The organism is Pseudomonas kitaguniensis, assembly GCF_049199985.1.
Lineage (GTDB): Bacteria > Pseudomonadota > Gammaproteobacteria > Pseudomonadales > Pseudomonadaceae > Aquipseudomonas > Aquipseudomonas kitaguniensis.
On the sequence record NZ_JBLZPT010000010.1, the window covers coordinates 154,727 to 169,881 of the forward strand.

Genomic DNA, 15,155 nt, shown 5'->3' on the forward strand with positions numbered 1-15,155 from the left:
GCGCCTCAAAAAGACCGCACAATCTGCCCCAGCGTCGCCATGGCGGTTTCTGAAACCTCGGTCCACGGGCTGCCGTAGTTCAAGCGAATACAGTTCCTGAAGCGCTGCGTCGCCGAAAAAATCGGCCCCGGCGCGATGCTGATACCTTGGGCCAAGGCGCGCTGGAACAGCTTCAGTGAGTCGGTTTGCTCCGGCAGTTCCAGCCACAAAAAATACCCGCCTGCCGGCTGGCTGACGCGGGTTTGTGCCGGGAAGTAACGGGCGATAGCGGCCAGCATCGCGCTTTGCTGTTCTTCCAGGGCATAACGCAATTTACGCAGGTGGCGGTCATACCCACCGTGCTGCAAATAGTCGGCAATTGCTGCCTGGGCCGGCATTGATGGGCACAACGAGGTCATCAACTTCAAGCGTTCGACTTTCTGCGCGTAGCGCCCGGCGGCCACCCAGCCGACGCGATAACCGGGCGCCAAGCTCTTGGCAAAGGAGCCGCAGTGCATCACCAGCCCTTCGGTGTCGAAGGCTTTAGCCGGTTTGGGTGCGTGCTGTCCGTAGTACAGCTCTGCGTACACATCGTCTTCGATCAAGGGCACTTGATGGCTGCGCAGCAGTTCCACCAGCGCCTGCTTCTTCGCCTCCGGCACCGTCGCGCCCATCGGGTTCTGGAAACTGGGCATGCTCCAGCAGGCCTTGATCGGGTAGCGCGCAAGGCTCTGCGCCAAGGCGGTGAGGTCGATGCCATCGCGCGGGTGCACGGGAATTTCCACCGCCTTGAGCTTCAAGCGCTCCAGCACTTGCAGGCAGGCATAAAACGCTGGCGCCTCGATGGCGACCAAGTCGCCCGGTTCGGTCACGGCCTGCAAGCACAGGTTGAGTGCTTCAAGGGCACCGTTGGTGATCAACAGCTCTTCGATGGGCAGCGTCAGGCCGCCGATGCTGTACCGCAGGGCAATCTGCCGACGCAGTTGCGGGTTGCCCGGTGACAGGTCGGTGACCACCAGGCGTGGGTCCATCTCGCGGCTGGCCTTGGCCAGCGAGCGCGCCAGTCGCGGCAGCGGAAACAACATCGGGCTGGGGAAGGCCGAGCCAAAGGGCACGGTGTTGGGGTCTTTGATCGAGTCGAGCACCGAAAACACCAGTTCACTCACATCGACTTCGGTGGACTCGTGCACCTGCTCACTCACCGCAGGCTCGCAAAACGGGCTCGGCGCATGCGTGTTGACGAAGTACCCGGAGCGCGGCCGCGCACGAATCAGGCCACGGCGCTCAAGCAGGTAGTAGGCCTGGAACACCGTGGACGGGCTGATGCCATAGGTCTGGCTGGCATAACGCACCGACGGCACGCGCTGGCCTGGCCCAAGCACACCTGTGCGGATCAGTTCGGCGATCTCATCGGCGAATTTTTCGTAGCGTTTCATTGGGGCCTTAAACTGCACGTTGAATCAAAGCATAACAGGCCCCGGTACAGCGTAAAAAAGCCGATCAGACCGTGCAGGCGTGAGCGGCCGCTGATTCAGCTCGTTCAAACCAGCGAATTGTCGTCCGTCGCCTTCAAGTGTTTGCGCCCATCCTGAGCGCCGGCGACCGTCAAGGCGTCTGCCTCGGCTTCGGTAATATAAATACGCTCGGCATTCACCTCGACAAAGGACATGGCTTTTGCGCTGTCGGTATTCACCGTGACCTGCGCTGCGGTCAGGCGTTGCTCCTGGCCATCCTCGCTGACCTTGAAGTAGCACGCTGGGTGATCGATACGTACCGGCATGTTGATCTCCGTTTTACAGGCTGATGGGCATTGGGCTTCACCGCCGTTGTGACGGTTCCAGGCAACTGACTGGCGGTCGCCGCTGTCCATCGCTTAACAACACTTGAATAGGATGGTGTCCGTGGACGCTTGGTGGCATGAAGTCTGGCAAACCCTGCAAACCGAATTCGCCGACATCGGCGATGCAAAACAGCTCACTCAACTCACCGTTAGGCTGCTGATCGCCGCCATTTTGGGCGGTATTCTGGGGTTTGAACGAGAGCACAAGGGCAAGGCCGCCGGGGTACGCACGCATATGCTGGTGGCGTTGGGCGCTGCATTGTTTGTATTGGTGCCGCATGTGTCCGGCAGCCAGGCGGATGCCATGAGCCGCGTGTTGCAAGGGGTAATCGCGGGGATCGGGTTCCTTGGCGCGGGCACCATTCTCAAGGGCAAGCCGGATGACGAGGGCCAGTATGTCAAAGGCCTGACCACCGCTGCCGGGCTGTGGATGACCGCTGCGATTGGGGTCGCCGCCGGCATGGGCCGGGAATCGACCGCAGTGATCAGCACGTTATTGGCGTTGTTGATCTTTAACGTGATGCCCCGAGTCGTCAGTGTTTTCGAGAAAAATGACCACCCCCGGTCAGGTCACTAAGTCTTTGTCTGTGACGTGGCCGAATATTTTCGCGACCAGCGCAGGCGTACCGCGGTTGCCGGTAACCACCAGAACACTGGCGTTATGTTCACGCGAATATTTCAACTGAATTTCGCCACTCTCGCCAGATAACCGGTTGACGCTCTGCAGCGGTTTATTCAGTTGCCTGCTGATACCGGTGAGGTTGAGTTTGTCTCGGCCAGTGACGAAATTCCGGATTTCGCTCGGCTGATCGAGCGTTGATTCGCCGGTGTTGGAGAAGCTATAGATCATGGGGTGATTCTCGTGGCCGGAAGGATATTGATGACCTCTGTCCCAATCGTCAGCCAGTGCATATTGCAACCCCTCGGAATGTTTTCTCACCAGCGTGGCGATGTCGCAGAGGTGTTTACTCTTGCTGGCCAAATCAGTCATATAGTGTTGAATAGTGGTCAACGCAGGCTGTTCTCTTTTGGAGAAAGCGCGAACCATGTCAAAACGGCTGCCCGGCGAGGCGTTCATCAAACCGGCCTTTAAATTGAACAGGGCCGCATCCACGTAGTTGCGATAAGACTCGACCTGCTCGGACTCGATGGGGTCGAGCACAGCCTCGATCGAGTGTTCGCTGAACAGGTTTTCAATCGCGTTGAGATCCTTGGCGCGGGAATGCGCGTCAGGCCCCCTCAACAAGCTTTTGATGGATTCGGCGGTCAACAGTGTGTCGATCTTTTGCATACACGCTTGTGACTCTTTGGCGTCAGGGGCGCGCAGCATGCGCTCTACCGTGTTGCGATCCAGTTGAGCCCTGAGATTCTTGAGTTCTTGTTTCAGTTGCGCCTGACTCTCAGGGCCGGATGTGGCCGTGTCGGCGTCCTTGGGGGGCCGCGCGTTGTTCGGCGCCGACTGCAGCAATGTGTCTAATGCCAGGGAAGACACGCCCTCGGGTGCTGGCGCGGTAGTTTGGGATTTAACGTGGTTAGACGGCGCGTCCGACTGGGCGCGCCACGGTTGCTGAATGGTCGACATGATAAGTCCTCTTTGGCAAATGTAATAAACGTAGTCTCGGGGGACGGCATTGAGATCAGCCTTGGGTCAGTATGAGGACTGTCATGTCAGCGGGATTTAGGGTTTTCTCTCTAAATCGAGTAGGAAATTTCGACTGTAAATAGCCTTACCAGTAACGCTCAAAGGATCACGGGCGGCTCGCCCGTCGGCGGTTCCTGCACAGGCGGTGGGTCATTTTCGGGCGGTTCCTGTTCAGGAATCCGCGGCGGCTCAGCGGGCGGTAGTGTCGGATCGTCGATATTCGGATCAGGGGTTTCAGCCGGGATCGGGATATTCATCGGTGTGGCCTCCTTTATGCTTTGGTCTATCGGTGGACACCCGCTGCGGGGAATTGATTCCCCGCTCAATGGCAACACATTCACCTGAACTTTTAACCCAAGTGCAGGCTCGGACCTATGACGGCCCTGCTCAGGGAGAGCGTCGCCGTATCAGAATTCGGATCTAGCAAAGAGCGTCCATAGGGCGTAAGGGGAAGATGCTCGATGACTGCTGAAACACTGACTCCAGACGATTTTCTATTGCCACTGTCCCAGGCGCTGCTGTTGCCTCGGATAGCGATTGAAAGCACCAGCCCTGTAATCGACGGCGGCGAATTTGCGGTAAAAGCCGTGGTTGGCCAGCGGGTCAATGTCACCAGTACGGTGTTTGCCGACGGCCACGACAAGCTCGCCGTGGTGATTCGCTGGCGTGCGCTGAGTGAAGAGAGCTGGCACAGCGTGGTCATGGCCGATGTCGGCAACAACGGCTGGGAAGGCGCGTTTACCGTTAACCAGCAAGGCCCCCACGAATACTGCATTGAAGCCTGGGTCGATACGTTCGCCAGCTTCTGCTACGAATTGCGCAAAAAGCATGAGGCCGGGGTGCCGGTCAGCCTGGAACTGCAGGAAGGTCGCAGCTTGGTGCTGCAAGCGGCTGAGCGCAGTGACAACGAGCTGCGTGACCGGCTGATGCTGTTGCACCATGAGCTTTCCGGGCTGCTTGAAACCGAGCAGGTCGCGCTGTTCCTGCACGAAGACAGTGCACACCTGATGACCCAGGCCGACCACCGTGCCTACTTGAGCGTCAGCACTGTTTACCCGATCGACGTGGAGCGCGAAGCGGCGCAATTTGCCAGTTGGTATGAGCTGTTCCCGCGCTCGATCACCGACGATCCAGCCCGTCACGGGACGTTTAATGATGTGCACTCGCGGTTGTCGATGATCCATGACATGGGTTTTGACGTGCTCTACTTTCCGCCAATTCACCCCATCGGCCGCAGCCATCGCAAGGGCAAGAACAACTCGCTGACCGCTGGCCCGCAAGACCCTGGCAGCCCCTACGCGATTGGCAGCGAGGAGGGCGGCCACGAAGCCATCCACCCGCAACTTGGCAGCCGTGATGATTTTCGCCGCCTGGTCAAAGCCGCCGCCGACCACGGCCTGGAAATCGCCCTCGACTTTGCGATCCAGTGCTCGCAGGACCACCCGTGGCTCAAGCAGCATCCGGGCTGGTTCAACTGGCGCCCGGACGGCACGATTAAATACGCCGAAAACCCGCCGAAGAAATACCAGGACATCGTCAACGTCGACTTCTATGCCGCCGATGCGATCCCTGGCCTGTGGACCGAGTTGCGCGACATCGTAGTGGGCTGGGTCGAGGAGGGCGTGAAGACGTTCCGTGTCGACAACCCGCACACCAAGCCGCTGCCGTTCTGGCAATGGTTGATCAGCGATGTGCGTGCCAAGTACCCCGAGGTTATTTTTCTCGCTGAAGCGTTCACCACGCCGGCAATGATGGCGCGCCTCGGTAAAGTCGGTTATTCGCAGAGCTACACCTATTTCACTTGGCGCAACTCCAAGGCCGAGTTGAGCGAGTACCTGGCGCAACTCAACCAGTCACCCTGGCGCGAGTGCTACCGGCCGAACTTTTTCGTCAACACACCCGACATCAATCCGGGCTTCCTGCACGAATCCGGCCGCCCTGGCTTTCTGATCCGCGCAGCGCTGGCCACCATGGGCTCAGGCTTGTGGGGCATGTATTCGGGCTTTGAATTGTGCGAAGCCGCGCCGGTGCCGGGCAAGGAAGAGTACCTGGACTCGGAGAAATACGAGATCCGCCCACGCGACTTCACCGCCCCCGGCAACATCATTGCCGAAATTGCCCAGCTCAACCGTATCCGTCGGCAAAACCCGGCGCTGCAAACGCACTTGGGCCTCAAGCTTTACAACGCCTGGAACGACAACATTCTGTACTTCGGCAAGCGCAGTGAGGACGGCAGCAATTTCATTCTGGTCGCGGTCAACCTCGACCCGTTCAATGCGCAGGAGGCCAATTTCGAGTTGCCGCTGTGGGAAATGGGCTTGCCTGACGACGCCCAAACCCAAGGCGAAGACTTGATGAACGGCCATCGCTGGACCTGGTACGGCAAGACCCAGTGGATGCGGCTGGAGCCGCATACGCCATTCGGAATCTGGCGAATCACCACGTCCTGAGCCAACTGATGATCAACGGTGGGGGCTGGCACGCCAGCTCCCGCACTGACCGCAGTGCTTCAGGCAGACGTTCACCTATTTCAGGAGCTTGCAATGGCGAAGAAACCCAAGGCTGCCACGTTCATCAAAGACCCGCTCTGGTACAAGGACGCGGTGATCTATCAGGTTCATGTCAAATCCTATTTCGACTCCAACAACGATGGCATCGGTGATTTCCCGGGGCTGATCGCCAAGCTCGACTACATCGCCGATCTGGGCGTAAACACCATTTGGCTGTTGCCGTTCTACCCGTCGCCGCGCCGCGATGACGGCTATGACATCGCCGAATACCGTGGCGTGCACAGCGATTACGGGACCATGGCCGACGCCAAGCGGTTTATCGCCGAAGCGCACAACCGCGGGCTGCGGGTGATTACCGAGCTGGTGATCAACCACACCTCCGATCAGCACCCGTGGTTTCAGCGCGCGCGCAAGGCCAAGCCGGGTTCGGCGGCGCGTGACTTCTATGTGTGGTCCGATGACGACCAGAAGTACGACGGCACCCGCATCATCTTTCTCGATACCGAGAAGTCCAACTGGACCTGGGACCCGGTCGCCGGCCAGTACTTCTGGCACCGCTTCTATTCGCATCAGCCGGATCTCAACTTTGACAACCCGCAGGTGATGAAAGCGGTGCTGTCGGTGATGCGCTTCTGGCTGGACATGGGCATTGACGGGCTGCGCCTGGATGCCATTCCGTACCTGATCGAGCGTGACGGCACCAACAACGAGAACCTGCCGGAAACCCACGACGTCCTCAAGCAGATTCGCGCCGAGATCGACGCGCATTACCCCGACCGCATGCTGCTGGCCGAAGCCAACCAGTGGCCGGAAGACACACAGCTGTATTTCGGTGACAAAAAAGGCGATGACGGCGATGAATGCCACATGGCCTTCCACTTCCCGCTGATGCCGCGCATGTACATGGCGCTGGCCCAGGAAGATCGCTTCCCGATCACCGATATTTTGCGCCAGACCCCGGAGATCCCCGCCAACTGCCAATGGGCGATCTTCCTGCGCAACCACGATGAACTGACCCTGGAAATGGTCACCGATAAAGAACGCGACTACCTGTGGAACTACTACGCCGCTGACCGACGCGCGCGAATCAACCTGGGTATTCGTCGGCGCCTGGCGCCGTTGATGGAGCGCGACCGTCGCCGCGTTGAATTGCTTAACAGCCTGCTGTTGTCGATGCCGGGCACGCCGACCCTGTATTACGGCGATGAAATTGGCATGGGCGACAATATCTACCTGGGCGACCGCGATGGCGTACGTACGCCGATGCAATGGTCAATCGACCGTAACGGCGGCTTCTCGCGCGCCGACCCGGCGAGCCTGGTATTGCCGCCGATCATGGACGCGCAGTACGGCTATCAGTCGGTTAACGTCGAAACCCAGGCACAAGACCCGCATTCGTTGCTGAACTGGACCCGGCGCATGCTTGCGGTGCGCAAACAGTCCAAGGCGTTTGGCCGGGGCAGTTTGAAAATGCTCTCGCCGAGCAACCGGCGCATTTTGGCGTATACCCGAGAATTCACCGGCGAAGACGGGCGCACTGAAATCATTTTGTGCGTGGCCAACGTGTCGCGCAGCGCGCAGGCGGCAGAGCTCGACCTCTCGGCTTTCGCCGGCATGGTGCCGGTGGAGATGCTCGGCGGGAATGCCTTCCCGCCCATCGGCCAGCTGAATTTTTTACTCACGCTGGCGCCGTACGGGTTCTATTGGTTTGTGCTCGCGGCGGAGAACCAGATGCCCAGCTGGCATGTGGAACCCGCGCAGAGCCTCCCCGACTTCACCACCTTGGTACTAAAACAGCGTATGGAAGAATTGCTCGACGAACCGTGCCGCACCACCCTGGAGCAAACGGCGCTGCCGGTTTGGCTGCCCAATCGGCGTTGGTTCGCCGGCAAGGACACCGCTATCGAGCGTGTGCAAATTGCCTACGGCGTACGCTTTGGCGACGCGCAGCATCCGGTGCTGCTCAGCGAAATCGACGTGACCAGCGGCGGTCAGGTCAACCGCTATCAGTTGCCGTTCGGCTTCCTCGGTGAGGACCAGTTCACCAGCGCGCTACCGCAGCAGTTGGCGATGGCGCGCGTACGGCGCGTGCGGCAGGTGGGTCTGGTGACCGATGCGTTCAGCCTCGACCACTTCATTCGCGCGGTTATTCAGGGCTTGCAAGCCGGCACCGTGCTGACTACCAGCGAAGGCGATTTGCGCTTCGAGGCCACACCGCACCTGGCCCCGCTGCAACTGACCGACGAGGCGCAGGTGCGTTACCTGTCGGCCGAGCAGTCGAACAGTTCAGTGGTGGTCGGCGAAAGCCTGGTGCTCAAGCTGATCCGTAAAGTCAGCAGCGGCGTGCACCCGGAACTGGAAATGAGCGCCTACCTGACCGAAGCCGGTTACCCGAACATTTCGCCGTTGCTGGGCTCGATGATCCGTCGCGATAACCAGGGCGAGGACAACTTGTTGATGATTGCTCAGGGTTATTTGAGCAACCAGGGCGATGCGTGGGCCTGGACCCAAAACAGCCTGGAACGCGCGATTCGCGACGAGCTGGCGCAGGCCATGTCCGAACAGGAACAGCATTACAACGCCCTTGGCGAGCTGAAAGACTTTGCCGGTTTGCTCGGCCAGCGCCTCGGTGAAATGCACGTGGTACTCGGCGCGCCTACCGGCAATAAAGATTTCAAACCCGAGGCCACCACGGTCAAGGACACGCAAGCCTGGGCCAAGGATGTGGGCGCGCAAATCGACCGCGCGCTGCAATTACTCAAACTTCATCAAGCCCGGTTGAACCCCGCCGATCAGGCGCTGGTCAGTGATTTACTGGCGCAGAAAAAAGCCATCGGCAGTCATGTTCAAGCCCTGGCGAAAGCCACGGCGGGCGGGCTGCGCATTCGGGTTCACGGTGACTTGCACCTGGGCCAGGTTTTGGTGGTGAAGGGGGATGCCTACTTGATTGACTTTGAAGGCGAACCTGCACGACCGCTGCATGAGCGGCGCGGTAAACATAGCCCGTATAAAGACGTGAGCGGCGTGCTGCGCTCGTTTGATTACGCGGCGGCCATGGCGCTGAATGTACAAGGCGTGGATCACTCGCCCGAAGCGGACACCGCCCGCAAGCGCGTGACCGATCGCTATCTCAGTGAAGCGCGTGAGGCCTTTACCGAGGCTTATCACCAGGCGACGTCTACACTGGCGCATGCCTGGCAGGATGCTGAGGGCCAGCGTGCAGCACTGACCTTGTTCAGTCTGGAAAAGGCCGCGTACGAAGTGGCTTACGAAGCGGAAAATCGCCCGACCTGGTTGCCGGTGCCGTTGCAAGGTTTGCACGGACTGCTCAGCGGGCTTACACCTATATCGAAAACTGCACGCGGTGAGGAGAATTCATGAGTTTTACAGATAAACAACCGCTGCAATCGACATTGAAGGCGATGCCGGCGTCCCACGACGTTGAAGCGCTGGTACGCGCCGAGCACCCGGACCCTTTCTCGATTCTGGGGCCGCACGATGACGACCATGGCGGCCAATTCATCCGCGCGTTTTTGCCCGAAGCCCTGAGCGTTCAGGTGTTGACGCGTGACGGCGGTGAACCGATCGGCAGCCTGGATGCGACCCAGGTGCCGGGCTTGTTTATCGGGCACTTCACGACGCGCCAGGCTTACCTGCTGAAAATTCAGTGGGCCGGTGGCGAGCAAATCACCGAAGACCCGTACAGCTTCAGCCAATTGCTGCTGGGCGAGATGGACCTGTACCTGTTTGCCGAAGGTAACCACCGCGACCTCAGCAGTTGCCTCGGCGCGCAGGTCACCAGCGTAGATGGCGTGCAAGGTGTGCGCTTCGCCGTCTGGGCGCCAAATGCCCGACGCGTGTCGGTGGTGGGTGATTTCAATATCTGGGACGGCCGCCGGCATCCGATGCGCTTGCGGCATCCGTCGGGGGTGTGGGAGATCTTTGTGCCGCGCCTGCAACCGGGCGCGGCCTACAAATACGAGATTCTCGGCGCCAATGGCATTCTGCCGCTTAAGGCTGACCCGATGGCGCTGGCCACCCAGTTGCCGCCCGACACCGCCTCCAAAGTCGCTGCGCCGTTGCACGTGGATTGGCAGGACGACGCGTGGATGCAGTCGCGCGCCGAGCGCCAACACCCTTCGGCGCCGCTGTCGATTTACGAGTTGCATGTGGGTTCATGGCAGTGCGAGCTGGACGAGGCCGGTGAAGTGTCGCGCCAATATGGCTGGCGCGAACTCGCCGAGCGCTTGATTCCGTACGTACAGGAACTGGGCTTTACGCATATCGAACTGATGCCGATCATGGAACACCCGTTCGGCGGCTCGTGGGGCTATCAGGCCTTGTCGCAATTTGCGCCGACCGCACGCTTTGGTTCGCCCGAAGACTTCGGGTTCTTCATCAATGCCCTGCACCAGGCCAATATCGGCGTGATTCTTGACTGGGTGCCGGCGCATTTCCCCACCGATACCCACGGGCTGGCGCAATTCGACGGCACTGCGCTGTACGAATACGCTAACCCGCTGGAAGGCTTTCACCAGGATTGGGACACGCTGATCTACAACCTCGGCCGCACCGAAGTTCACGGGTTCATGCTGGCCTCGGCGTTGCACTGGCTTAAACACTTTCATATCGATGGCCTGCGCGTGGATGCGGTGGCGTCGATGTTGTATCGCGACTACTCACGCAAAGCCGGCGAATGGGTGCCTAACCGGCACGGCGGCCGCGAGAACCTCGAAGCCATCGATTTTCTGCGTCATTTGAACGATGTGGTTGCCCTGGAAGCGCCCGGCGCGCTGGTGATTGCCGAAGAGTCGACGGCCTGGCCGGGTGTGAGCCAACCGACCCAGCAGGGCGGTCTGGGCTTTAACTACAAGTGGAACATGGGCTGGATGCACGATTCGCTGCATTACATTCAGCAAGACCCGGTATACCGCGCCCATCATCACAGCGAACTGAGTTTTGGCTTGGTGTATGCCTGGTCCGAGCGTTTTATCCTGCCGATTTCCCACGATGAAGTGGTGCACGGTAAACATTCGCTGATCGACAAGATGCCCGGTGACCGCTGGCAGAAGTTTGCCAACCTGCGCGCTTACCTGAGTTTCATGTGGATGCACCCGGGCAAAAAGCTGCTGTTCATGGGCTGCGAGTTCGGCCAGTGGCGCGAGTGGAACCACGACCAGCAGCTCGATTGGTACTTGTTGCAGTACCCCGAGCACCGTGGCGTGCAGAAGCTGGTTGGCGACCTGAACCGCTTGTACCGCGAAGAACCAGCACTGCACGAACAGGACGATGCACCGCAAGGCTTCCAATGGCTGATTGGCGATGACGCCGTCAACAGCGTCTACGCATGGCTGCGCTGGAGCAAGGACGGCAAGCCGGTGCTGGTGGTGGCCAACTTCACGCCGGTACCGCGTGAGGCCTATTCGGTCGGCGTACCTTTTGCTGGGCGCTGGAGCGAGGTGATCAACAGTGATGCCGACACGTACGCGGGCTCCAATTATGGCAACGGTGGGGAAGTGTTCACTCAGGATGAGCCGCGCCATGGGCAGCCAGTGTCGTTGTCGTTGAATCTGCCGCCGCTGGGCGTGTTGATTCTGAGGCCTCAAGCGCTCTAACGGCTCTAGCGTAACGGTTTGTGTTGTCCGTGCTGCTGGCGAGGTGCCACAATGCCGCCTTTGTGGTGGCAGTCGGGGCAGACGGACTTCATGAATAGCCTAGGACGTGGGCAGGACCAGGATGGTTTTATCGAACAGCAGGTGCGAACAGATCGTTTGCACCAGCTTTTTCGCCAATCGTTCGCGGCTATTTTCGGCGGCTACCTGGGCGCCCTTATGCTCTGCTGGCTGTGTTGGGAGCGTTTTGACCACACGGTTATGCTGGTCTGGCTGGTGGCACTGGCGGCGTCTTCGCTGTTACGGCTGAAGATGTTCATGGGCTGGTTTCGCTGCCCCGACAGCGGGCGTACGCCCGAGCGTTGGGAGCGCCGCTATGCGCTCACGTTGATGCTGTCTGCCGGTGTGTGGGGCATTGGCGCGCTGGCGGTGATGCCTCCCGACGACCGTCTTTCGCAGGTTGTGGTGATGTTGTTTACGGTCGGCATGTCGGTCAGCGCGGTCTCGTGTTATTCGGCGTATCGCTATATGACGCTGGGCTCCATGGCCTTGGTGCTGATGCCCTGCACCGTGTGGTTGCTGTTTCAGCCATCGTCGATGCAAGTGGGCGTGGGCATTGCAGTGCTGGTGTTCTCGACCTTTGTGGTCAGCGCTACGCGTAAATTTTCAGATGCGCTCGAAAAAGCCTTTCGCCTGACCCGGCAAATGGAACGCGCACGCAATATTTCTACGCACGCCGCGCAGACCGATGAACTCACCGGGCTGATGAACCGCCGCGCGTTTTTCGAAAATGCCCATGTGTCGTATGCGCAGTGTCGCCACCAACAGCAGCCGCTGTGCGTGCTGATGATGGACATGGATCACTTCAAGCAGATCAACGACACCTACGGCCACCAGGCGGGTGACCAAGTGCTGCGGCAAATTGGCGAGGTGATCAGCGCATCGTTTCGTCAGGCTGATGTGTATGGTCGGCTCGGTGGCGAGGAGTTTGCGGTGCTGCTGCCCAATACCACGCTGGACACCGCACGGGGCATTGCCGAGCAACTGATCAAGGCGATTTCTGGCCTGGTCTCCGACCCGGTGCAGGGCGTGACCGCAAGCCTTGGTGTTGCCGCCACCCATCATCTTGATATGGACCTGCACGGCCTGATGAACAGCGCCGACAAGGCGCTTTACCGCGCCAAGGCGCTCGGCCGCAACCAGGTCGCCTTCGCAGAATAGGGCAGCGACGCGGTAGCCGTCAGTCCTTGAGCATCGACTTGGCCAACGCGCAGGCCACCTGTTCGGCAGAGTACGGCTTGGCGAGGAACTCGAACCCTTCGTAGCCACTGTCGGCCAACTCTTCGCTGTAGCCCGACGTGATCACCACCGGCAGGTCGGGCCGGCGCTGGCGCAGCAGCTTGGTCATCGCTACGCCCGTCATGCCTGGCATCACCACGTCCGAAAACACCGCGTCGAACCCCGAGGCATCCGGGCCAGCCAGCGCCAATGCCTGCTCGGCGTTGGTGGCCCAGGTGGTCTGGTAGCCCAGGTCCTGCAAGATTTGATTGGCAAAACGACCGACTTCGAGGTTGTCTTCGACGATCAAAATATGCAGCAGGGCGGCGTCGTGCGCTGTGTGCAGGGCCACGCCGTGATCGTGCTGCGGCGCGCAAGGCTGCTCAGCCACGGGCTCTGCTTGCGGCAGGTACAGGGTAAATACGCTGCCCTGGCCAGGGTTGCTGGCCACGTCGATGTTGCCGCCGGACTGTTTGGCGAACCCGAACACCTGCGACAAGCCCAAACCGGTGCCTTTGCCCACAGCCTTGGTAGTAAAAAACGGGTCGAAAATGCGCTCTACGATGTCAGCCGAAATACCGATGCCGGTGTCGAGCAGTGAAACACTCACAAACGGCTGGTGTACGGCGGCATCGCCACGAATGCTTGGCAGCGCCGCCACATTCGCCACGCGCAGTGTGAGGGTGCCTTGACCCTGTATGGCATCGCGGGCGTTAAGGGCGATGTTGATCAGCGCCGTTTCAAACTGGCTCACGTCGACACTTACATAGCAGGGCTCATAGCAGGGCTCATAGCAAGTCTGCTCGGGCACTTCCGTGCGCACCTGAATACGCGCACCGGTGACGCTTTCAAGCATCTCGCCGATATTTTTCACCCGCTGGCCGGCGTCGAACACTTGCGGGTTGAGCGGTTGGCGGCGCGCAAAGGCGAGCAATTGACTGGTGAGCTTGCTGGCGCGTTCGACCGTGTCCGAGACTGCGCCCACGTAGCGTTGGCGGCGTGCTTCGGAAAGCCCTGGCTGGCGCAAGAAGTCCACCGAGGAGCGAATGATGGTCAGCAGGTTGTTGAAGTCATGGGCCACGCCGCCGGTCAACTGGCCAATGGCTTCGAGCTTTTGCGACTGATGCAGGGCGGCCTCGGTCCGGGCCAGTGCGGCGGTACGTTCTTCGACCCGCCGCTCCAGGGTGGCATTGAGTTCGGTAATTGCCGCCAGGCCCTCGCGTACAGCGGTGTCGGCGCGTACACGCTCGATGTGCGCCCACGAACGTTCGGTGACTTCGCCGACCAGTGCCAGTTCATAGGGCGACCAGACACGCGGGGATTTATCGTGCACGGCCATCAGCGCCGTCAGGCGGCCATGCTTGATCAGCGGGAAACACACCGACGCGGTGACGCCCAGCGCCTGGTAGCGGGCCGACTCCTCAGGGATGAACTCCTCGCGGTTATCGCGAATCACCAGCGGTTCACCGGCGCTTAACTGTTCTACCGCCCGCGCGCCAAAGGTAGACAGGCTGTAGCGCCCAACGATATTTGGCGAGCCTTGAGCGACCCAGTTGCCGCGAATGGTGAAACCGTCTTCATCGGCATCCATATCGGCGTAGGAACAATTCGACACGCCCAAATGCTCGGCCAGCAGGCGCGTGGTGGTGGTCATGATCGCTTCGGCGTCGTGGGCATTCACGACATGACTGCTGATGGCGTCGAGCACGGCCAGGCGCCGAGCCAGAAATACCGTAGCGGTGGTTTCCGTGACCGTATTGAGCATGCCGACAACCGTGCCTTGAGGGTCGCGAATAGGGCTGTAGCAAAACGTGAAGTACGCCTGCTCTGGGCCGCTGCCGCGCTCAACCACCAAGGGGTAATTTTCGATGTAGGTGGCATGCCCCTGAAAGGCGGCGTTGGCGATGGGGCTGACTTCGGCCCAGACCTCGCGCCAGGTCTCGCTGAATGCGCGCCCCAATGCGCTGGGTTTATCGCCAAGAATCGGCACAAACGCATCGTTGTAGAGCGTAATCAGGTGTTGCCCCCAAATGATGGCCTGCGGGAAGCTCGACGCGAAGCTCAGTGCAACAGTGGTTTTGAGCACATCGGGCCACTCTTCAAGCGGACCCAGCGGGGTACTCGCCCAATTGTGCAAGCGTACCTTCTCGGCCATGTCGCTGCTGCTTTGCAGCCAGTTCATCATTCGGTCAACACCTTATTTACCGCGGCCTCGAAGTCACCTGAGTGCACCAGCGCACTCAGCAACAGACACGCATCCACGCTGCCAGTTCAGCGCGATTATCCATGAGATG

At 60.0% G+C, this 15,155-nt stretch carries 10 protein-coding genes; 5 read left to right on the top strand and 5 right to left on the bottom strand.

The genetic code is table 11. The features are described 5' to 3' along the window. Window positions 1-5 precede the first annotated feature (5 nt). Both mapR and ACOZK9_RS14835 read right to left on the bottom strand, forming a co-directional pair. Window positions 6-1,415, bottom strand: a complete 1,410-nt coding sequence (mapR, locus tag ACOZK9_RS14830; RefSeq protein WP_058415007.1) for a GntR family transcriptional regulator MpaR — start codon at window positions 1,413-1,415, stop codon at window positions 6-8. A 104-nt stretch (window positions 1,416-1,519) separates the two neighbouring features. Further along, a complete protein-coding gene (locus tag ACOZK9_RS14835) occupies window positions 1,520-1,759 on the bottom strand; it encodes a DUF3203 family protein (RefSeq protein WP_421556127.1) in 240 nt (79 codons plus the stop codon). Between the two features lie 121 nt (window positions 1,760-1,880). Between ACOZK9_RS14835 and ACOZK9_RS14840 the strand changes: the two genes are divergently transcribed. After that, a complete protein-coding gene (locus ACOZK9_RS14840) occupies window positions 1,881-2,396 on the top strand; it encodes an MgtC/SapB family protein (RefSeq protein WP_122249970.1) in 516 nt (171 codons plus the stop codon). On the opposite strand, the gene ACOZK9_RS14845 is transcribed toward ACOZK9_RS14840, so the two are convergent. Together ACOZK9_RS14845 and ACOZK9_RS14850 are read right to left on the bottom strand one after the other, a co-directional pair. Next, window positions 2,385-3,401, bottom strand: a complete 1,017-nt coding sequence (locus ACOZK9_RS14845) for a M10 family metallopeptidase C-terminal domain-containing protein (protein ID WP_421556128.1) — start codon at window positions 3,399-3,401, stop codon at window positions 2,385-2,387. The genes ACOZK9_RS14840 and ACOZK9_RS14845 overlap by 12 nt on opposite strands. 158 nt (window positions 3,402-3,559) lie before the next feature. Further along, window positions 3,560-3,718 carry a hypothetical protein gene (locus ACOZK9_RS14850; RefSeq protein ID WP_421556129.1) on the bottom strand — a complete coding sequence of 53 codons (159 nt, stop codon included), beginning with the start codon at window positions 3,716-3,718 and terminating at the stop codon, window positions 3,560-3,562. Between the two features lie 204 nt (window positions 3,719-3,922). Here ACOZK9_RS14850 and ACOZK9_RS14855 point away from each other — a divergent pair, with 204 nt between their 5' ends. From ACOZK9_RS14855 to ACOZK9_RS14870, 4 genes are all read left to right on the top strand, one after another. Continuing rightward, a complete protein-coding gene (locus tag ACOZK9_RS14855; RefSeq protein ID WP_421556130.1) occupies window positions 3,923-5,911 on the top strand; it encodes an alpha-1,4-glucan--maltose-1-phosphate maltosyltransferase in 1,989 nt (662 codons plus the stop codon). Between the two features lie 93 nt (window positions 5,912-6,004). Continuing rightward, window positions 6,005-9,352, top strand: a complete 3,348-nt coding sequence (treS, locus tag ACOZK9_RS14860; protein ID WP_421556131.1) for a maltose alpha-D-glucosyltransferase — start codon at window positions 6,005-6,007, stop codon at window positions 9,350-9,352. Beyond that, on the top strand, window positions 9,349-11,586 hold the full coding sequence (gene glgB / locus ACOZK9_RS14865; RefSeq protein WP_122249963.1) for a 1,4-alpha-glucan branching protein GlgB: 2,238 nt from the start codon (window positions 9,349-9,351) through the stop codon (window positions 11,584-11,586). The genes treS and glgB overlap by 4 nt, the downstream gene beginning before the upstream one ends. Window positions 11,587-11,637: 51 nt before the next feature. Continuing rightward, a complete protein-coding gene (locus tag ACOZK9_RS14870) occupies window positions 11,638-12,804 on the top strand; it encodes a GGDEF domain-containing protein (RefSeq protein ID WP_421556132.1) in 1,167 nt (388 codons plus the stop codon). A gap of 19 nt (window positions 12,805-12,823) precedes the next feature. Here ACOZK9_RS14870 and ACOZK9_RS14875 read toward each other — a convergent pair whose 3' ends face one another. Further along, window positions 12,824-15,046 (bottom strand): GAF domain-containing protein, encoded by a 2,223-nt coding sequence (locus ACOZK9_RS14875; RefSeq protein ID WP_152749531.1) that lies wholly within the window; start codon window positions 15,044-15,046, stop codon window positions 12,824-12,826. Window positions 15,047-15,155 lie beyond the last annotated feature (109 nt).